Genomic DNA, 19,434 nt, shown 5'->3' with positions numbered 1-19,434 from the left:
ATTGGGGAGTGTCAGACACGCAGGTGTTCGAAGATCGAGCCTGCAGCTTCTTTGTCCTTCGCGTTACCGTGATCGATTATTTCGCCCTGCTTCAGCACAGCATAGCGGTCAGCGACCTTCAGCGCGAAAGGAACGTTCTGCTCGATTAGCAGAAGCGTGGTGCCGTGACACCTGCGCTCCCACAGCAACGCTTCGGCTAACCTGTCAATCACGGACGGCTGCAAGCCTTCCGTGATTTCATCAAGCAGAATAATCGCTGGGCGCATCATGAGGGCACGGGCGACCAGCAGCATCTTCTGTTCGCCACCGGAGAGCGTACCGGCGTACTGTTTCAAGCGGCTCTTGAATACCGGGAAAATCGGCTCGATCTCGGCAAAACGCTCGTCAAATATCGATGTCTTTGCAAGCCCCAGGCGAAGATTGTCGCGGATAGTGAGGTCCTGAAACAACGCATGTTCCTGGGGAGCATAGGCGATTCCAGCCCGGGCGATCCGATGCGGCGCCATGCGGGTAACGTCCTGCCCATGCATGCTGATAGAGCCGGTTTTCTTCGGCAGATAACCCATGATCGTCTTGAGCAAGGTGGTCTTGCCCATGCCGTTCTTGCCCAGCAGGGCGACGGCCTCGCCATTAGCGACGGTCATCGACAGCCTGCGAAGCACAACCGACGCCTTGTATCCGCTGGTCACGTCCTGCAGGTTCAATGCGATCTGGCTCATGACGCCTCCCTAGATGTGGTTCCGTCGGTTACAGTACTCTGCGCGGTTCCGGCATAGATCGTCTTCACCAGCTCCGAGTTGACCACTTCATCGAAGTTGCCCTGCATCACAATACGGCCCTGATGCAGAACCACGATGCGGGTGGCAATCTCGGCAACGAAATCGAGATCGTGTTCGACCAGCAGACAACATAGCTGATACTGGTGTGCCAATCTGGCGAGCACGTTGCCAATTTGCGTGCGCTCCGTTTTGGTCAATCCTGCGGTCGGCTCGTCGAGCAACACGATCCGTGGCTCTAACGAAAGCACCATCGCCAGCTCCAGCGCCTGCTGTTCCCCGTGCGAGAGATCCTTTGCCACCACGTTCAGCTTTTGATCGAGACCCGTGGTGCGAACCACCTCGAGCGCATACGGAGGCAAGGCAAGCGTATGCGCTCGCTGAAACAGCGAGGGTCGTTCGATGATCGTGCCCGCGATTCTCAGGCATTCCGACACGGTAAGGGTGTCAAAGATGTTCGCGTTCTGGAACTTGCGGCCCAACCCGAAGTGAACACACCTGTCAGGCGGCAGTTGCCGGATATCGTGACCACACAGCACGACCGTACCCGCAGAACGTTCCGCGCCGTCGCTCATGCAGCGCATCAATGTCGTCTTGCCGGCGCCGTTCGGACCGATCAGGCCAACCAGCTCGCCGGCGGTGGCATTCAGGTCGATCCCTTGCAGCACCTTGAGGCTGCCAAAATGTTTGGCGACGCCGTTCATCTCCAGCGCAGATTCTGATGGTGCATGTTTGTGCTCCGCCCGGATGGTCCGCTCGACGAGTGCAGGTACAAGACCGTTGCCGGTGAGACGGAGGAATGGTTTCAGAAGCAACGGCACCAGACCTTGCGGCAACAGTACGATCACCGTCACAAATGCGGCTCCGAGGATTAGTTGCCACGCAAATGGCATGCTACTGCTGAGATAGGCTGTCCCAACGTTGATCAGGAGTGCACCGACAACCGGTCCCCACAACGTTCCCCGACCACCGAGAGCGACCCAGATGATCAGTTGGGTACCGAGAACAAATCCGGTCAGTTCAGGAGCGACCACGCCGCTAAACGCGCCGTAGCCGAAGCCGGCGAGGCCGGCGATTATCGCGGTCGCAACCAGCAGGATGATCTTGACAAGCGACGTATTGATACCAAGGTACGAGCAGCGTGATTCATTGTCGCGAATGGCCGCCAGCACGCGGCCGCCATCGCTGCGCACGAATAGCCAGGCCAGCGTTGCGATGACCAGCAAGGCGGCCCCAGCGATCCAGTACCAGGCCTGAAGAGACAGATCGAACGTCTCGTAGCCGGTCAACCCCGAACTCGAACCGGTCCATTCACCACCGGACAGCAGCAATTGGCTGAGCACGATCGGCAGCACGAGCGACATCACGGTCGCGAAAAACGGTGAGGCGCCTCGATAGAAGGATAGCCAACCGAGCAGTGCAGCGACGGCTGCGGTCACCACGATGGCCGCACCCAGCGCCAGCACCACGTAACCGGCCGAGAAACCGCCGTGTGTGAAGACCAGACCCGCCGCGTAGGCCCCAAGACCAAAGAAGGCCGATTGCCCGAACGTCAGATACCCCGTGTATCCCCAAAGGACATCCACTGTCACGGCAACGATCGAAAAGAAGAATGCCTGAATGAGGATGTTCAACAAATACGTGCTGAATACTAACGGACCTGCGGCCAGAAGCAGGGCAGCGAAGCCCCCGACCATGAGCAATCCGCGCCCATGCATCTTTCGCCGATTGTGCACTCGCTCCTCGCCCTGCGAGGAATCGACTCCGGCACGATTCGGCGGTGCGTTGACTTTAGCCATGAGAGAACCCTTTTGGACGAATGCGCAGCGTGAGCGCAGCCAGCACCGCGATGGTCAGTCCACCCAGTACCGGGCTGACGAACGTGCTGACCAGAACCTGGCAAGCACCGAATAAGAGGCAAGTGACCAGCAGGCTCACCATCGAATAACCCGAAACCATGACCAGCATGAAGGCACTCACCAGCCAGGTCAGCCCCATGTCGGGATCGACGCTCGACAACGGCGTAATGAGCGTGCCGGCCAGGGAACCCAGAGCAGCGCCGATACTGAACGTAATAAATCGAATGCGGCCTGAATGAATGCCGAGCCCCCGGGCCAAGTCCTCATTCATGATCACCGCACGGGTCTTGACGCCAAAGCGCGTTCCGGTGAGAAGCGCGGTCATGAGGGCGCAGAGACCGAGCGCGATTGGGATCAACAACAAGCGATAGGCGGAATAGTCGGTGCCTGCGATGGAGAAGACGCCTTTCAGTGGCGTTTCCACGAACTGGACCTCGCGGCCGAAGGCCATGACAATGAGCTGTCCGATGACGATTCCCAAGCCCCAGGTGGCGAGGATCGCGTCGAGCGGGCGCTTGTATAGGGGACGCACGATCACCTGCTCGACGAGCATGCCGACGGCGGCGCCGACCACAAGCGCCAGCGGCAAGCCGACCCACGGGTTCAGCTTCAGTTGGGTGACCACAAAGCTGGCGTACGCGCCCATCGTCAGCAACGCGCCGTGGGCGAAATTGACGATTTTCATCACGCCGAAAATCAGCATTAACCCGGCGGTCACGATGAACAGCACCGCCGCGGTGGTCAAAATATCTAGTGCTAGAACCATTGTCGTCTCCAGTCACATCCGCCTGCGCACCGGCGAGGCCGGGCGTTCAGGCGGATGCTTTGTCCCAAACCGCGTTTATTTGATGCCAGGGCATTGCTCTTCCGGATCGACGTCGGAGAACGTCTGAAGGATCTTCACCGTACCGTCGGGTTGAATCTGGCCCAGACGCATTGCGAGGGGCGTATGGCGGCTCTTGTTCATCGACACCGGTCCGCGCGGTCCGTCGAACGATACCTGCCCCAGCGCTTTGATTACCTTTGCTGGATCCGTAGAACCGGCTTTCTCGACCGCTGCCTTGTACAGGAAGAAGGCCTCGTATTGCGGCTCAGACAGTTCGTTCGGTGTCTTTATATCCTTGCCAAACGCCTTATCCATGGCGGCGATAAATTTCTTGTTCCCGGGCGTGTCGATACTCGTCAGATAGGAGCCGGACATGTAGATGCCGGTGGCAACGTCTCCCATACTTTTCGCGGTACCTTCGTCGATCGCCAGATTGCCGTAAGGCAGCGTCAGCCCCGATCCCCTCAACTGCTTGGCGAGCGCCACGTTGGGTGCACCGCCTGCCGTCGCACTGATCAGCGCATCGGGATGCGCCGAGCGGATCTTGGATAGAATCGGCGTCCAGTCGGTACCATCAACCGGTAAGTATTCCTCACCGACCACATTGCCGCCGTGCATAGCGATGTATTTCGCAGTGAAGTTGAGCATGCCACGGCCGAATGCATAGTCGTTACCGACCAGATAGAAGTTCTTCGCGCCCTTGCTCTTCATGAAATAGTCGACCACGGGGGCGACCTGTTGGTCCGGCACCCACCCGTTCACATACATCCATGGGCTGCACGAATGACCTTCATAGAACGACGTATAGATGAATGGCTTTTTGCCTCGCGCGATGATCGGAAGCGCGGCGTTGCGGGCAGCGCTCGTCTCCATCGAAATTATGGCATCCACGTTCTTCTGAAAGACCAGCGTGTCGTAGGCCTTTTGCGCACCAACGGCGCCGGACGCATCGTCGGCGATTTCGAGTTGGACCTTGCGGCCGAGGATACCTCCGGTGGCGTTAATCTCGTCGACCGCGAGTTGTGAGGACTGCACCACGGCTGGGGCCACCACGCTGTTGGCGCCGGACAGGCCGACTGCAACGCCGATCTTGATGGGATCGGCGGCGAACGCGTTGGTGCAGGCGTTGATGGCGGCTAGTGCCGCGATGGCACCAACGAGGATTTGTTGTTTGAACGGCTTCATGGTTTCCCCTTCACGAGTAGTCGGATTAGGTTTTGTGGATCATGCGAACGCAGGCGGATATCTCACGCGCGTGAGGAAGGCCAGCCGGTGCCCAGCATCGGGTCGTACACGTCAGTGCGCCGATCGCGCAGCACGTGGTTGAATGTGTTGAGCGTGCGCGCGGAGCGGATGCGTTGCAGATCAATCGCGGCGTACAGGATTTCTTCCTGGTCGCAACTGGCCGGTCCGGCCAGAGGCCATCCATCGCCACTCACGATCAGGCTCTGGCCGATGAATGGTTGACCACGCTCGGTCCCCATCCGGTTTGCACAGACGATCATCAGGCCGTTGCTATGCGCGGCGGCCATCGTGAGGGTTGCGGCCATCGCGGGCCGATCGGCAGGCTGCCCTGGCATGGGCACCCAGTTCGTCGGTACGCAGACGACGTCCGCGCCTTGCGTGGCGGCCAGTCGATACACCTCGGGAAACCATCCGTCGTAGCAGATCGCGATTGAGACTCGTCCAAAAGATGTATCGAAAACTGGGACGCCCCGGTTGCCGGGCTCGAAGAAAAGGTGCTCGCGATCCCAGAGATGGAGCTTGCGGTAGACGCCGATGAGCCCTGACGGACTGATGAAAATGGCCGAGTTATAAAGCCGCTTGCCGTCGCGCTCGGCGATGCCAGCAACGACATGAACGCCCAGGCGCTTCGCCGCGTCTGCCCAGGCCTGTGCCGTTTCGCCACCCGGGAGATCCTCTGCCAGCGCGAACGCTTCCTCACGGCTGGCAAAGACATAGCCGGTGTTGGTCAGCTCAGGCAAGACCACCAGGGATGCGCCGCTTTTCGCGGCTTCTTCAATGTAATGGACCGACCGCGCCACGTTCTCGCGCTTCGCTCCGACACGCGGCTCCATCTGAATGCATGCGACGACCGGGCTTTCGAGGCCACGTTCTGTAGGGTTGTGCTGCAACATCTCCATTTCTTCTCCAAATGCAAAAAGCCCCCGAACCAGCGTTGGACGCAAGTTCGGGGGCTGCATAGCCTTCCATATGTAGCACGGCATCGTTGCCGTGGAGCCACCAGAAAATATGGCGGTTCAATGGAAGCGAATTTATGAAGCCAAATTCAGGATGTCAAGCGCAAAAATGAGTTGTTCAGACCTTCCTTAATAACTCCGTCTTTGCCATTTTCGGCGTCGGCGCACTTTCTCAACCGATGCTCGACGACGCCGAGATCCGATCGACCCATGGCCTTCTGATTGTTCGACGCTAGTGGATGGCGCCCATCGCTAAAGGTCGCGGGGCGGCAACGAATTGACCGCGATAGCTTCGGCATCGGTCCAATTCGGCCAATTGCACGGCGCATCAAGGGATATAGCGAGGAGGAGATCGTCGGTTCACATTTCTCGAGATTCTATACGCCAGAAGACGCCGCTGCCGGGGTACCGCAGCGTGGTCTGGAGACAGCCACGCGCGATGGCCGCTTCGAGGCAGAAGGCTGGCGAGTACGTCGCGACGGGACGACTTTCTGGGCCCACGTGATCATTGACGCAATCCGCGAACACGACGGAGCGCTCGTCGGCTTTGCAAAGATCACGCAGGACATCACCGAGCGGCGTGAGGCCAATGAGCTGCTGGAACAAACGCGGGCGGCGCTGTTCCAGGCGCAGAAAATGGAAGCAATTGGCAAGCTGACGGGCGGTGTTGCCCACGACTTCAACAACGTACTGCAGGTGCTGAGGGGGAATCTCGAATTACTGGAGAACCGGCATCGCCGGGATGCCTGGAGTGGCGTGCGACTCGCCCACGCAATCGATGCTGTCGAGCGCGGCGCGAAGCTCGCCTCACAACTGCTGGCGTTCGGTCGGCGACAGGCGTTACGCCCTGTCGTGGTGAACCTGGCCGCGATGGTTCGCGGGATCGACAGCATGCTGGCTCGTGCGCTGGGCGAGACGATCAACGTGGAGACGGTCGTTGCTGCCGGCCTGTGGAATACGCTGGTCGATACCCACCAGCTCGAGAATGTGGTGCTGAACCTGGCGATCAATGCGCGCGACGCAATGCCCGCGGGTGGACGTCTCACCATTGAACTGGCCAACGCGATGCTGGACGATCGTTATGTGCGTCGGGAGATGAATTGCCCGACGATCTGTTGTTTGAATTTCCGTCCAAGACGCTGCGCAAGCCCTACGCGATAGACGAACTCAATGACGCCCTTTGGGCGATTCGAGGCGCCTCGCGCTCTCCCAGGCGTTAATCGCGCACAGATGTGCGAGTCAAACATCCGGGACCATCTTCATGCCATCAATGGCGGCTTCCCCAGCGCATGTGCATCGTCAAAGTCCGGTGCCGCGTTCGACGGTTGGTGCAACATATCGACTAGACGGTGGTTAGTTAGGTTATCAGATAGATTTGATATATTGCCAGTTTTGTAGGTTTCCTAATTATTATTCCTCGCAACCTGTCCTGAAGTTCCTTGCCGTGACAGAAAGATGCGACGGGTGGGCACGCCACCCGTCGCCCATCACGCAAGTAGTGATCCGTATCCGCCGCGTCCATAGCGCTCGCCCGCCGTGCGCAGTGCGTTCCACATCATCGCCGACGCAGCTGACAGGCTTCTGTCGTGTTAAAGCGGGAGGGGTAGTATTCGAGTCTGACAATATGCTTTGGCCGGCCAATGAAGAAGACCAAAACCCCGCGAAAAACGCTTGTTGCGGGCATCGCCCGAGTGCTAAAGCGCCTTCACTATCCGCTCGATGTGATGGTGCAGTGCGTGCGGTGGTACGTCGCCTACTCACTGAGTTTGCGTAACCTCGAAGAAATGATGGCCGAGCGCGGTATTGAGGTTGATCATTCCACTGTGCATCGCTGGGTGATCGAGTTGGTGCCGCTGTTCGAGAAGATGTCCCGTAAGTACAAGCAGCCGGCAGGCAAGAGCTGGCGGACGGACGAAACGTATATCAAAGTCAAAGGCCGGTGGAAGTACCTCTATCGGGCGGTGGACAAGGCGGACAAAACCATTGATTTCCTGTTCAGAGCCAAGCGCGACAAGGTGGCAGCGCGGCGCTTCTTTGAAAAGTCGATCGCTCAGAACGGTGTACCCGAGACGATAACCCTCGATGTCGACGTAGTGCGCTGCGCCTGCGTCAGGCAGTGAATGGCAAGCCTGGCTCTTGAATTCCTTTCTGCCACGCAAACAGGTACCTTGGCGTGACACATGGCGGAGCGCGCACCATGCATCAACAGCGCGCGCAGGTGCGGGCTCCTTGCTTTGAGATAGAGCCCAATCGAACCTTTCCGCCCGTAACGTTTTGCCTTGGAACGAGTCCGGGAAATGCAGCGAACTCGCGTCCCGACTTGAACGTCCTCGCATCTTCAATTGTCGCTGCCGTCGCTGATAAACCATGCGTTCACTCGATCTGCGTGCAGCGTTGCGCCCGCACCCATTCCTGGCATTCGGCGCGAAACACGCCGCTTTCGCGCCTGAGCCAGGCCTCGATCAGCATCGTTTCATCGCGCGCCGCGGGCTGGGTGACGAAACGATACGCGGCAGCCGAGCGCACGTGCAGATTGAAGACGTCGATCAGGCGTCCCGAGATCAGGTCGTCAAGCACCAGCGACAGGCGTCCCATGGCGATGCCCTGACCGCTGACCGCCGCGCCGATCGCGAGTTGCGAGAGATTGAAGCGCTGACCCTCGTGCTTCTCCGGTGGCGTGACGCCCGCGCCGGTCAGCCAGTGATCCCATTCTTCATTGTCCGACGCGCCTTCCCACGGCGACATATCGTGCAGCAGAAGCGCATGCGGCAGGTCGGCTGGCGCGCGTATACCGGGGTGATCCGCGAGAAAAGCGGGACTCGCCACCGGCATCAGCCACTCTTCGAGGAATTCGGTCGCGCGGACGTCGGTATAGCCGCCGCGGTCGAAGCGGATGCCCGCCTCGATCTGGCGCTGGGTCATCTGCGCGCGGTCCAGCGCGTGGAATTCCCCGTAGATACGCAGGCTCAGCTCCGGATGGTCGCGCAAGAATTCGCCGATGCGCGGCGTCAGCCACCGCATCGCGAACGACGGTGAGCAGTTCAGCGTGATCTCTTCCTGGCTCGGCCGGCGGCGCAATTGCTCGAGCGTGGTCTCGAGCGTCTGCAGCGTCTCGCTCACCACCGCATGCAGCCGCACACCCTCGCGGGTCAGCGTCAGCATGCGCGGCGTGCGGTGAAAGAGCGGCCGGCCGAGCCAGTCCTCGAGATGCTTCACCTGCTGGCTGACCGCGCTCTGCGTGATGTGCAGCTCGGACGCGGCGAGCGTGAAACTGCAGTGAAGGGCGGCGGCGTCAAAGCAGCGCAGCCACGAAAGAAGGGAGGAGGAAAGCGGTCTGCTCATTACTGAAACTTATGGGCGAGTTATTAACAAGCGTTTGTTGCGCGAATTTCGGCAGGAAACAATGCGGGCATTCCAACACGTCGGTCACGCCTCAATCGGTCATGTCTTTCGCGCCTGCTTTGTCCCTCGCTTCACCACACGCGCCGCAATTGTGGCTCAACCCTGCTTACGGCGAGCCTTCGGCCGGTACCGGCTGGGCGAGTATCGCACAGGCAAAAATGGCGGAACGCCGCCTTGCCGCCTGCGCGCCGCTGCTTGCGCGCCTCTTCCCGGAACTCGGGCCGAGCGAGGGGATCATCGAGTCGCCACTGCTCGAGGCGCCCGTGCTCGGCGCCGCGCTGCATGCCCAGGGCGGGCGCGGCAGCTATTGGGTCAAGGCCGATCATGCGCTGCCGGTAGCGGGTTCGATCAAGGCGCGCGGCGGTTTTCACGAAGTGCTCGAGTTCGCCGAAGCGCTGTCCTTGCGGCACGGCCTGCTCAAAGGCGCCGATGACGACCGGATCGTGCTTGCATCGGATGAAGCGCGCGCGCTCTTTGCAGGGTATGAAGTGGCGGTCGGGTCCACCGGCAATCTGGGATTGTCGATCGGGCTGATCGCGGCCGCGCTGGGCTTTCGCGCGACGGTGCACATGTCGGCCGATGCGAAAGCGTGGAAGAAGGCGCGCCTGAGGGCGAACGGCGTGCGCGTGGTGGAGCACGACGGCGACTACGGTGAAGCGGTGCAGGCAGGCCGCCACCAGGCGTTGAACGACGAGCGCGTCTACTTCGTCGACGACGAGCAGTCGGGTTCGCTCTTCTACGGCTACAGCGTCGCGGCCTTTCGCCTGCATGCGCAATTCGAGGCGGCCGACTGCGCAATCGACGCCCGGCATCCGCTTTTCGTCTACCTGCCTTGCGGCGTAGGCGGCGCGCCCGCGGGTATCGCCTATGGGCTCAAGGCCATGTATGGCGACGCGGTGCATTGCTTCTTCGTCGAACCGCAGGCGTCGGCCTGTTTCCTCACGCGCATGGCGAATCCCGGCCGCGCCGGCATCACCATATACGACGCCGGCATGGACAATCACACCGATGCCGACGGGCTTGCCGTGCCGCGCGCCTCCGAGCTGGCGGTCTCGGTGATGCGACCGCTCCTGTCCGGCATGATGACCGGCACCGACGACACCTTCTTCGCCGACCTCTACCGCGCCCGCCGCGACGCCGGGCTGCGGCTCGAGCCATCGGCGGCGGCGGGTTTCAGCGGCCCTCGCATGCTGTTCGCCGAAGCCGAGGGCAAGGCATATCTTGCCCACCACCGCCTTGCCGATGTAATGGACGACGCCCGCCACCTCGTCTGGACCACGGGCGGCCTGCTGGTTCCTGAGGACGAATACGCCGGCTTCCTCGAGCGCGGCAAGCAGGCCGCCGCAGTCGACGATCACACGCGCTGACCCGCGCCATCCCAATCACCCACTTCGACCATCCGACCATCGACATGACTCAGCCCACTCGTCCGACCGTCCGCACACTCCTCCTGGCCGCCGCCTGCGCCGCGGCACTGCTTGGCGCCGCGCCGGGTGTTTCCGCCCAGACCGTGACGGCTGTCATGCAATCGAGCCTGCGGGTGCTCGATCCGGTGATGACAACGGCGCACGCCACGCGTGATTTCGGCTACATGATCTTCGACACAGTCCTGGCGCTCGACGCGAACGGCCAGGTCAAGCCGCAGATGGCCGAGAAGTGGACCGTGTCGGCCGACGGCAAGACCTACACCTTCACGCTGCGGCCCGGCCTTAAATGGCACGACGGCACCAAGGTGACGGCGGCCGACTGCGTTGCCTCGATCAAGCGCTGGGCCGAGCAGGACAAGCTCGGGCAACTGATGATCCCGCTCATGACCGAGATGAAGGCGATCGACGACAACACCTTCTCCATGTCGTTCAAGGAGCCGACCGATCTCGCGCTGCAGGCGCTGAGCAAGCCGAGCGGTTCGCCTGCGTTCATGATGCCGGCGCGCATTGCGGCGACCCCGTCCACCACGCCGCTCAAGGAATTTATCGGCTCGGGGCCGTTCAAGTTCGTGGCCGCGGAATACAAGCCGGGCCTGCAGGCGGTGTTCGAGAAAAACAAGGACTACGTGCCGCGCAATGAACCGCCGAGCGGTCTCGCGGGTGGCAAGAAGGTGTACGTGGACCGCGTGAAGTGGATCGCCATGCCTGATTCGATGACCGGCGTGAACGCGCTGACGAGCGGCGAGATCGACTACATGCAGACCGTGCCCTTCGAGATGGTGCCGATGCTCGAAGGCAACAACGCGGTAAAAGTGGAGAACCTCTCGCCGGAGAATACCCAGACGGTGATGCGCTTCAACTTCCTGAACCCGCCGTTCGACAACAAGCTGATCCGGCAGGCCGCGATGATCGCGGTGAAGCAGGAAGACGTATTGAAGGCACTGGTCGGCAATCCGAAGTACTACACGCGCTGCGTGGCGATCTTCGGCTGCAACGGACTCTACGCCAGCAACGCGGGCGCGGACATCGCGGCGACCGGCAACCTGGCCCAGGCGCGCGCGCTGCTCAAGCAGGCGCATTACGACGGCACGCCGGTCGTGATCCTGCAGACCACGGACGTGGCGAACTTGTCGCCGCAGCCCGTCGTGATCGGACAGGCGCTCAAGAATGCCGGCTTCAACGTGAAGATGGAGGCGATGGACTGGCAGACGGTGGTGTCGCGCCGCGCGTCGCAGGCGCCGATCGACAAGGGCGGCTGGAGCATCTTCTCGACCAACAACGACGGTGTCGAAGTGCGTGATCCGCTTACCGCCTTCGGCGTGGCCGCAAACGGCAAGCGCGCATGGTTTGGCTGGCCCGACGTGCCCGCCATCGAGACCCTGCGCGGCGACTTCATCAAGACCACAGACCAGGCCAAACGCAAGCAGATCACCGACCAGATCCAGAAGCTCGTGATCGACGAAGGCGTGCTCGTGCCGCTCGGTGAGTACTATATGCCGAGCGCGTACAGCAAGAAGCTGAGCGGTATCGTGAAGAGCCCCGTGCCGCTCTTCTGGAACCTGAAGAAAGGAACCTGAGCGATGACGGCCTTCCTCCTGCGCCGTCTGGCCGCGACCGTGCCGGTCATGGGGATGGTCGCGCTGATCGTGTTCGCGCTCTTGCGCCTGACCCCCGGCGACCCCGCCGCGATCCTCGCCGGTGACTCCGCCACGCCCGAGCAGATCGAGCAGATCCGCCAGGCGATGGGCCTGACCGAGCCGATCTACCAGCAGTTCTTCCGCTGGATCGGGCAGTTGCTGCACGGCGATCTCGGCACTTCGCTGATCTCGGGGCAGCCGGTTGCGGCGATGGTGGCCGATCGCATCGGGCCGTCGCTGGCGCTGTGCGCCACCACCATCACGCTCTCGGTGCTGATCGCGATCCCGCTCGGCATCCTGGCCGCGTGGCGCCGCGGCCGCCTGCTCGATCGTGCGGTGATGGCGGCGTCCGTGCTTGGCTTCTCGGTGCCCGTGTTCGTCACCGGCTACGCGCTGATCCTGCTGTTTTCGCTCAAGCTGCACTGGTTTCCGGTACAGGGCTACCAGCCGCTCGCCGCCGGCCTCGGACCGTTTCTCATGGGGCTGACGCTGCCGACTGTCGGCCTGTCCACCGTCTACGTGGCGCTGATAGCGCGCATGACGCGCACCAGCATCATCGAGGTGCTGGGCGAGGACTTCATCCGTACCGCGCGCGCCAAGGGCCTGACCGAACGCGGCGTGCTGCTCGGGCACGCGCTCGGCAATGCCGCGGTGCCTATCGTGACGATCGTCGGCGTGGGCGTGGCAATGCTGATCAGCGGCGTGGTGGTGACGGAATCCGTCTTCAACCTGCCGGGCCTGGGGCGGCTGGTGGTGGAGGCCGTGCTCGCGCGCGACTATCCGGTGATCCAGGCGCTGATCCTGTTGTTCTCATTCTTTTATGTGATCGTCAATCTGGTGGTCGACGCGCTCTATACCGTGTTCGATCCGCGCATTCGTTACTGAGGCTGACATGTCCACCGTGATCGACCTTCCCGATTTGCCTGTTCCTCCCGCCGACGTGCGCCCGGTCTCGCGCCTGCGGCGCGCTCTGCGCGGCTGGCCAGTGTTGCTCGCGCTGGTGCTGCTCGCGCTGATCGTGGTCATGGCGCTGTGCGCGCCGCTGCTCGGCACCACCGATCCCACCCAGCTCGATCCCGGCTCGCGCCTGCAAGGCCTCAGCGCCGCGCACTGGCTCGGCACCGACGCCTTCGGCCGCGACGTCTATTCCCGTGTGGTGTACGGCGCGCGGGTGTCGCTCGTGGTGGGGCTCGGCGTCACCCTGTTCAGCCTCGCCGCGGGATTGCTGATCGGCGTGCCCGCGGGCTATTTCCGCTGGTTCGATGCAATCGTGATGCGCGTGATGGACGGCCTGATGGCGATTCCCGGCATCCTGCTCGCCATCGCACTGGTGTCGCTCTCGGGTTCCAGCCTGACGACGGTGCTCGTCGCCATCACGATTCCCGAGATACCGCGCGTGGTGCGGCTCGTGCGCGGCGTGATCCTCGGCGTGCGCCACGAGGCCTACGTGGAAGCCGCGATCTCGCTCGGCACGCCCACCTTGCGGCTGATGCTGCGCCATCTCGTGCCGAACACTATCGCGCCGATGATCGTGCAGGGCACGTACATCTTCGCCTCGGCGATCATCACGGAAGCGATCCTGAGCTTTCTCGGCGCCGGCGTGCCGCCCGACATCCCGTCATGGGGCAACATCATGGCCGACGGCCGCACCTATTTCCAACTGATCCCCGGCCTCGTGCTGTATCCCGGTGCGCTGCTTTCCATCACGGTGCTGACCGTCAACGTGCTTGCCGACGCGTTGCGCGATGCGCTCGATCCGCGCCTCGCGCGCCGCCTTTGAACCGGACCCTTCGCGCCATGCCGATCCCCACGATACCGACGATCTCCACGATCCCCCCTGCCAGCGAGCCGCCCGTCGATGCGAACGCGCCAGTCGTGGAACTGCAGGGACTGACCGTGCGGGTGCGCGACGCCGACGGCGTGCCGGGCCGGGCCGTGGTTGAGCAACTGAGCTTTTCCGTGCGGGCAGGCGAGACGGTGTGCATCGTCGGGGAATCCGGGTCGGGCAAGTCGGTCACCTCGCTCGCGACGATGGGCCTGTTGCCCCGCGAGGCGCTGCAGGCAAGCGAAGGGCGCATCCTGATCGACGGCGAGGACGTGCTGGCCGCGAGCGACGAGCGCCTGCGGATCCTGCGCGCCTCGCGCATGGCGATGGTGTTCCAGGAGCCGATGACCGCGCTCAACCCCGTGCAGCGTGTGGGCCAGCAGGTGGAGGAAGTGCTGCGCCTGCATACGAGGCTCGCGCGTGCCGAACGGCGCGCAAGGGTGCTGGCGATGCTCGAGTCCGTGCACCTGCCCGATGTGCCGCGCATCTACCGGTCTTTTCCGCACCAGTTGTCGGGCGGGCAGCGCCAGCGCATCGTGATCGCGATGGCGCTGATCCTGCAGCCGCGCGTGCTGATCGCCGACGAACCCACCACCGCGCTCGATGTCACCACGCAAAAGCAGATCCTCGCGCTGATCCGCGAGCTGCAGCAGCGGCATCGCACGGCGGTCATCTTCATCACGCACGACTTCGGCGTGGTGGCGGAGATCGCCGATCGCATCGTCGTGATGAACCAGGGCCGCGTGGTGGAGTCGGGTGCGCGCGACGAGCTGCTCGCCCGGCCGCGCGAGGCGTATACACGCTTGCTGGTGTCGTCGGTGCCGAGCCTCGTGCCGCTGCAGCGCGTGGCGCCCGCGGGCGAAGCGGTGCTCGAGATCCGCGCGCTCGGCAAGACCTACGGCAGCGCGTCGCGCTTTTCCCGCGTGCAGCCCGTGGCCGCCGCGACCGACATCTCGCTGACCGTGCGGCGCGGGGAGGTGGTCGGGATCGTCGGCGAATCGGGCTCGGGCAAGTCGACCGTCGCGCGCTGTGCGGTGCGGCTGATCGATCCCACCACCGGCGCCGTGCTGCTTCATGGCGACGATATCGCCACCGCCTCGCGCAGCCGGCTGCGTCCGCTCAGGAAACGTATCCAGATCGTGTTCCAGGACCCGTATCGCAGCCTCAATCCGCGTTTGCGCGTGGGCGAGTCGATCGTGGAAGGGCTGCTCAACTATGGCGCATCCCGCGCCGAGGCGCGCCTGAAGGCCGAGCGCGCGCTCGATCTGGTGGGGCTGCCCGTCGACGCTATCGACCGCTTCCCGCATCAGTTCTCCGGCGGCCAGCGGCAACGCATCTGCATTGCCCGCGCGCTGGTGATGGAACCCGACGTGCTGGTGGCCGACGAAGCGGTCTCGGCGCTCGACGTCTCCGTGCAGGCGCAAGTGCTCGCACTGCTCGACGAAGTGCGCCGGCGCGTGGGCATCGGCGTGCTCTTCATTACCCACGATCTGCGCGTGGCCGCGCAGATCTGCGACACCATTGTCGTGATGCAGCATGGGCGCATTGTCGAGGCTGGCCCGGCGCACGCGGTCCTCACGCAGCCGCGGGAGGCTTACACCCGCGCGCTGATTCATGCGGCGCCCGGCCGTCACTGGGACTTCCGGAACTTCCGGCCGGCGGCCTGAGCATCCATCCACCCGAGAGAGAATTCATAGTCATGGTCAGCACGAAGCGCATCGTCTTCTGCGGTTTTCAGCACGAAACCAATACCTTCGCCCCCACGCGGGCCGACCTGCTCGCCTTCGAGCGCGGCGGCGGCTGGCCCGGCCTCACGCGAGGCGACGCGGTATTCGAGGTGATCGGCGGCGCCAACATTCCGGCCGCCGGCTTTGTCGACGCTGCCCGCCGCGCCGGCTGCGTGCTGATTCCAACCGTATGGTGCGCGGCGAGTCCGTCGGCGCATGTGGCCGAAGCCGCCTACGAACAGATCGCGGGGGAGATCCTCGCAGGCATCGAGGCCGCGCTGCCGGTCGATGCCGTTTATCTCGACCTGCACGGCGCCATGGTGACCACGCATCTCGACGACGGCGAAGGCGAACTGCTGCGCCGCGTGCGCTCGCTGGTGGGCAAAGACGTGCCGGTGGTCGGCAGCCTCGACCTGCACGCCAACGTGACGGCGCAGATGCTGGCGAGCGCGGACGCGCTCACAGCCTACCGGACCTATCCGCACGTCGACATGGCCCGCACCGGCGCGCGCGCGTTCGCGCTGCTGGAAAAGCGCTGGCAGCGCGGCGCGCGTGCCGCGTTCGCGGTGCGGCGCCTGCCGTTTCTCGTGCCGATCTGCTGGCAGTGCACCGACATCCAGCCGGCCGCGCGGCTCTATGCGCTGCTCGATACTATCGAGACGGAAAGCGGCGCGGACCTGTCGTTCACCACCGGCTTTCCCGCCGCCGACTTCGCCGAATGCTCGCCGGTGATCTGGGCGTATGCGGACGATCCGGCGATTGCCGATGCCGCCGCCGCGCGACTCGCGCAAGCCGCGAACGACGCCGAAGCCGAGTTCGCGGGCACGCTCTTCGCGGCTGACGATGCCGTGCGCCATGCAATGGAACTGAGCCGCACGGCGACGAAGCCCGTGATCATCGCCGACGGTCAGGACAATCCCGGCGCCGGCGCCAATTCCGACACCACCGGCATGCTGCGCGCGCTGATCGCGCAGGGCGCGACGCGCGCGTCGATCGGCCTGATCGTCGATCCAGAGGCTGCGGCCGCTATCCACGCGCATCGCGTGGGCGACACCATCCGGCTCGCGCTCGGCGGCCGCTCCGGCGTGGCCGGCGACGCGCCCTACGAGGGCGACTTCGTGATCGAGGCGCTTTCGGACGGCAAGATCCGTGCGACCGGCCCGTACTACGCCGGCTTCAACCTCGACGTCGGTCCGGCCGCCTGCCTGCGGGTGGGCGGCGTGCGCATCGTGGTCGCGTCGTACAAGGTGCAGATGGCCGATCAGTCGCTGTTTCGGCTCGTCGGCATCGAGCCTACGGAAGAGGCTATTCTGGTCGTGAAGAGCGCAGTGCATTTTCGCGCGGACTTCGCGCCGATCGCGCAGACGATCATCGTCGGCGCGGCGCCCGGACCCATGCCGATGCGGCTCGAACAACTGCCGTGGACGAAGCTGCCGGCCGGCATGCGGCTTGGCGCGCGCGGCGTACCGTTCGTTGCACCCGTGCCACCCGCCGCTGCGCCGCTGCGCTGAAACGGCAGATCTCGCTAACGTTTCGCTTCCCCCACCGCGCTTGACCCACAAGACATGGACAACTCCCTGGTTTCTCTGTCGGCGCTGAGCGCGCGACGTCTGATTGGCAACAGGCAGGTCTCGCCGCTCGAACTGCTCGACGCCTGCATCGCGCAGATCGAGGCGATCAATCCCGCGGTAAACGCGGTGACCGCGACGTGTTTCGAGCGCGCCCGCGAGGAGGCTTGCCGCGCCACGGATGCCGTCATGCGCGGCGAGCCGCTCGGTCTGCTGCACGGCTTGCCGCTCGGCGTGAAGGACCTGGAGGAAACCGCGGGCCTGCTCACCACTTACGGATCGCCGTCGTTTCGCGCCAACGTGCCGGAGGCGGACAACGGCTTCGTCGCGCGTCTGCGCGCGGCGGGCGCCATTCTCACGGGCAAGACCAACGTGCCGGAGTGGGGCGCGGGCGCGAACACACGCAATCCGGTCTGGGGCGCGACCGGCAATCCGTTCAATCCGATGCTCAATGCGGGCGGTTCGTCCGGCGGCTCGGCCGTGGCGCTCGCCACCGACATGCTGCCGCTCTGCACCGGTTCCGACACGGGCGGCTCGCTGCGCATTCCGGCCGCGCTCTGCGGCGTGGTGGGTTTGCGGCCGTCGCCGGGACTCGTGCCGAGCGGGCGCAAGCCCCTCGGCTGGACGCCGATCTCGGTGGTCGGGCCGATGGGCCGCGATGTCGCCGATACCCGCCTGCAACTGGCCGCGAGCGCGGGGATCGAAGCGGGCGATCCGCTCAGCTACGACATCGCGCCGGATACCTTCCTGCAGCCGCGCGAGATCGATCTCGGCACGCTGCGGGTGGCCTACACCGAAGACTTCGGCATCTGCGACGTCGACGACGCGCTGCGGGCCACGTTCCGCGCGAAGATCGCGGCGCTGTCGAAGTTCGTGACGGTGTGCGAGCCGCTCGACGTCGACCTGGGCGAAGCCGACCGCTGCTTCGACGTGATTCGCGCACAGAACTTCGTCGCGAGTTTCCAGGAAGCGTACCAGCGCGACCCGGCCTCGCTCGGTCCGAACACGCGCAGCAACTATGAGATGGGACAAGCGATGTCGCTTGCCGACGTCGCCTGGGCGCACGCTGAACAAACGCGCTTGTTCCGGCGTTTCCAGGCGCAGTTCGCGCGCTACGATTTGATCGTGTCCCCGACTTCTCCCATCTCGCCGTTTCCGTGGGAGCAGCTCTATCTGGCCGAGATGAACGGGCGGCCGCTCGCGAACTACTACCGGTGGCTCGGGCTCACCTATGTGATCACGCTGGCCACCAATCCCGCACTGTCGCTGCCTTGCGGGCTCGACCATGCGGGTATGCCCTTCGGCCTGCAACTGGTGGGCGCGTTTCGTGGCGACCGGCGTCTGCTCGACATCGCCCAGTCGTTCGAAGCGGCATTCGCCACCGACCCCTCCATGCGGCGCCCGCGCCCGGATCTTGCGACATTGTCCCAGGCCGTGGCGGCGCTGAAGTCGATCGTGACGCATCCGCCTTTGGATGGCACACGGACAGCTTGACGGGTCTAAGGCTGGCCCTTGGTCAGTTTTAGCCTGTGAGACCGGCCGACGCCACCCCGCCTTCGATCAATAGGCGCCGAAGATCCGGTCGAGCGCTGCCAGGATGGCATCGCGGCGCTCGGCAAGCGAGCCAATGCGCTTGCCGAGCGCGTTCACCGGAACAGCACTCATGGCAGGCGTGTCGAGGAAGTGTTTCTCGCCATTGATCTCGAAGACTGGCAGCAAGTCGGACGGTTTGCCTGAGAACCCGAGATCCGCGGCAGGCCGCAGAGGAATCACGATGCGCGCCGGCAAGATTCCGACATGCGTACTCTGTACGTCGAGCAGGTACGGTGCAAGGCGCCGCGTCTCATCGTCGGGGTTACCGTAGAGATCAAAACGCGCCATTAAAACGTCCTGTACTTCGCGAGCGGCAGCCCGTCGCGGTCAACCATTGCAGTGTATGCCGCGACCAGCTCCGCATTGTCGTCGGCCCAACGGCGAGCCTCAGCCTCCTGAATTTCTTCGCGCACACCGCGCTCGCTCGCGCGCGAAAGATTGATCCCGAGCTCCTTGGCCCGATCCAGGACTTCAGGCGGCAATGTGACGTTCGTGGACTTGCGCGCCCGGACTTCGAATGCCTTTCCCATGCGCATCTCCATGTTGAAAAACATGTGCATTATAGTCCACATTCATTTGCCATAATCGCCGAC

15 protein-coding genes and 3 pseudogenes are annotated in these 19,434 nt (G+C 63.6%); 9 read left to right on the top strand and 9 right to left on the bottom strand.

What is annotated here, in order from left to right; genetic code table 11:
* Positions 1 to 11: 11 nt before the first annotated feature.
* The 5 genes from ACSQ8V_RS24450 to ACSQ8V_RS24430 form a co-directional block, all read right to left on the bottom strand.
* A complete protein-coding gene (locus ACSQ8V_RS24450) occupies positions 12 to 719 on the bottom strand; it encodes a branched-chain amino acid ABC transporter ATP-binding protein (RefSeq protein ID WP_436207420.1) in 708 nt (235 codons plus the stop codon).
* The gene (locus ACSQ8V_RS24445; RefSeq protein WP_436207419.1) at positions 716 to 2,575 is read right to left on the bottom strand and encodes an ABC transporter permease subunit; all 1,860 of its coding nucleotides are present in this window, start codon (positions 2,573 to 2,575) and stop codon (positions 716 to 718) included. Before ACSQ8V_RS24445 ends, ACSQ8V_RS24450 begins: the two co-directional genes overlap by 4 nt.
* Positions 2,568 to 3,401 carry a branched-chain amino acid ABC transporter permease gene (locus ACSQ8V_RS24440; RefSeq protein WP_213766888.1) on the bottom strand — a complete coding sequence of 278 codons (834 nt, stop codon included), beginning with the start codon at positions 3,399 to 3,401 and terminating at the stop codon, positions 2,568 to 2,570. Before ACSQ8V_RS24440 ends, ACSQ8V_RS24445 begins: the two co-directional genes overlap by 8 nt.
* Positions 3,402 to 3,476: 75 nt before the next feature.
* Positions 3,477 to 4,646 (bottom strand): substrate-binding protein, encoded by a 1,170-nt coding sequence (locus ACSQ8V_RS24435; RefSeq protein ID WP_213766887.1) that lies wholly within the window; start codon positions 4,644 to 4,646, stop codon positions 3,477 to 3,479.
* Between the two features lie 62 nt (positions 4,647 to 4,708).
* A complete protein-coding gene (locus ACSQ8V_RS24430; RefSeq protein ID WP_436207999.1) occupies positions 4,709 to 5,599 on the bottom strand; it encodes a nitrilase family protein in 891 nt (296 codons plus the stop codon).
* A 381-nt stretch (positions 5,600 to 5,980) separates the two neighbouring features.
* Between ACSQ8V_RS24430 and ACSQ8V_RS24425 the strand changes: the two are divergent.
* Together ACSQ8V_RS24425 and ACSQ8V_RS24420 are read left to right on the top strand one after the other, a co-directional pair.
* Positions 5,981 to 6,748, top strand: a pseudogene (locus ACSQ8V_RS24425) (PAS domain S-box protein); the annotation flags it as partial.
* A 554-nt stretch (positions 6,749 to 7,302) separates the two neighbouring features.
* A pseudogene (locus ACSQ8V_RS24420) lies at positions 7,303 to 7,746 on the top strand (IS6 family transposase); the annotation flags it as partial.
* 83 nt (positions 7,747 to 7,829) lie between these two features.
* On the opposite strand, the pseudogene ACSQ8V_RS24415 reads toward ACSQ8V_RS24420, so the two are convergent.
* Positions 7,830 to 8,026, bottom strand: a pseudogene (locus tag ACSQ8V_RS24415) (transposase); the annotation flags it as partial.
* A gap of 9 nt (positions 8,027 to 8,035) precedes the next feature.
* Positions 8,036 to 9,004, bottom strand: a complete 969-nt coding sequence (locus ACSQ8V_RS24410; protein ID WP_436207418.1) for a LysR family transcriptional regulator — start codon at positions 9,002 to 9,004, stop codon at positions 8,036 to 8,038.
* 101 nt (positions 9,005 to 9,105) lie between these two features.
* Here ACSQ8V_RS24410 and ACSQ8V_RS24405 point away from each other — a divergent pair, with 101 nt between their 5' ends.
* The 7 genes from ACSQ8V_RS24405 to ACSQ8V_RS24375 are packed head-to-tail and all read left to right on the top strand — an operon-like array spanning position 9,106 to position 18,742.
* On the top strand, positions 9,106 to 10,431 hold the full coding sequence (locus ACSQ8V_RS24405) for a D-serine ammonia-lyase (protein ID WP_436207417.1): 1,326 nt from the start codon (positions 9,106 to 9,108) through the stop codon (positions 10,429 to 10,431).
* A gap of 44 nt (positions 10,432 to 10,475) precedes the next feature.
* A complete protein-coding gene (locus tag ACSQ8V_RS24400; RefSeq protein WP_436207416.1) occupies positions 10,476 to 12,068 on the top strand; it encodes an ABC transporter substrate-binding protein in 1,593 nt (530 codons plus the stop codon).
* 3 nt (positions 12,069 to 12,071) lie between these two features.
* Complete coding sequence (locus ACSQ8V_RS24395) at positions 12,072 to 13,013, top strand: ABC transporter permease (RefSeq protein WP_436184276.1); 942 nt, start codon at positions 12,072 to 12,074, stop codon at positions 13,011 to 13,013.
* A gap of 7 nt (positions 13,014 to 13,020) precedes the next feature.
* Entirely contained in the window at positions 13,021 to 13,908 is an 888-nt protein-coding gene (locus ACSQ8V_RS24390) for an ABC transporter permease (RefSeq protein WP_436207415.1), read from the top strand.
* Between the two features lie 17 nt (positions 13,909 to 13,925).
* Positions 13,926 to 15,620, top strand: coding sequence for a dipeptide ABC transporter ATP-binding protein (locus ACSQ8V_RS24385; protein WP_436207414.1), 1,695 nt, complete (start codon positions 13,926 to 13,928; stop codon positions 15,618 to 15,620).
* A 32-nt stretch (positions 15,621 to 15,652) separates the two neighbouring features.
* Complete coding sequence (locus ACSQ8V_RS24380) at positions 15,653 to 17,191, top strand: M81 family metallopeptidase (protein ID WP_436207413.1); 1,539 nt, start codon at positions 15,653 to 15,655, stop codon at positions 17,189 to 17,191.
* A 54-nt stretch (positions 17,192 to 17,245) separates the two neighbouring features.
* Positions 17,246 to 18,742, top strand: a complete 1,497-nt coding sequence (locus ACSQ8V_RS24375; protein WP_436184272.1) for an amidase — start codon at positions 17,246 to 17,248, stop codon at positions 18,740 to 18,742.
* Positions 18,743 to 18,808: 66 nt separating this feature from the next.
* On the opposite strand, the gene ACSQ8V_RS24370 is transcribed toward ACSQ8V_RS24375, so the two are convergent.
* Together ACSQ8V_RS24370 and ACSQ8V_RS24365 are read right to left on the bottom strand one after the other, a co-directional pair.
* Entirely contained in the window at positions 18,809 to 19,129 is a 321-nt protein-coding gene (locus tag ACSQ8V_RS24370; RefSeq protein ID WP_436184271.1) for a CcdB family protein, read from the bottom strand.
* Positions 19,129 to 19,371 carry a type II toxin-antitoxin system CcdA family antitoxin gene (locus ACSQ8V_RS24365; RefSeq protein ID WP_436207412.1) on the bottom strand — a complete coding sequence of 81 codons (243 nt, stop codon included), beginning with the start codon at positions 19,369 to 19,371 and terminating at the stop codon, positions 19,129 to 19,131. Before ACSQ8V_RS24365 ends, ACSQ8V_RS24370 begins: the two co-directional genes overlap by 1 nt.
* Positions 19,372 to 19,434: the final 63 nt, after the last annotated feature.

This window comes from Caballeronia sp. LjRoot31 (genome assembly GCF_964253885.1).
In the GTDB taxonomy this organism is placed as follows: Bacteria; Pseudomonadota; Gammaproteobacteria; order Burkholderiales; family Burkholderiaceae; genus Caballeronia.
This window is presented reverse-complemented; position numbering and strand designations above follow the sequence as displayed.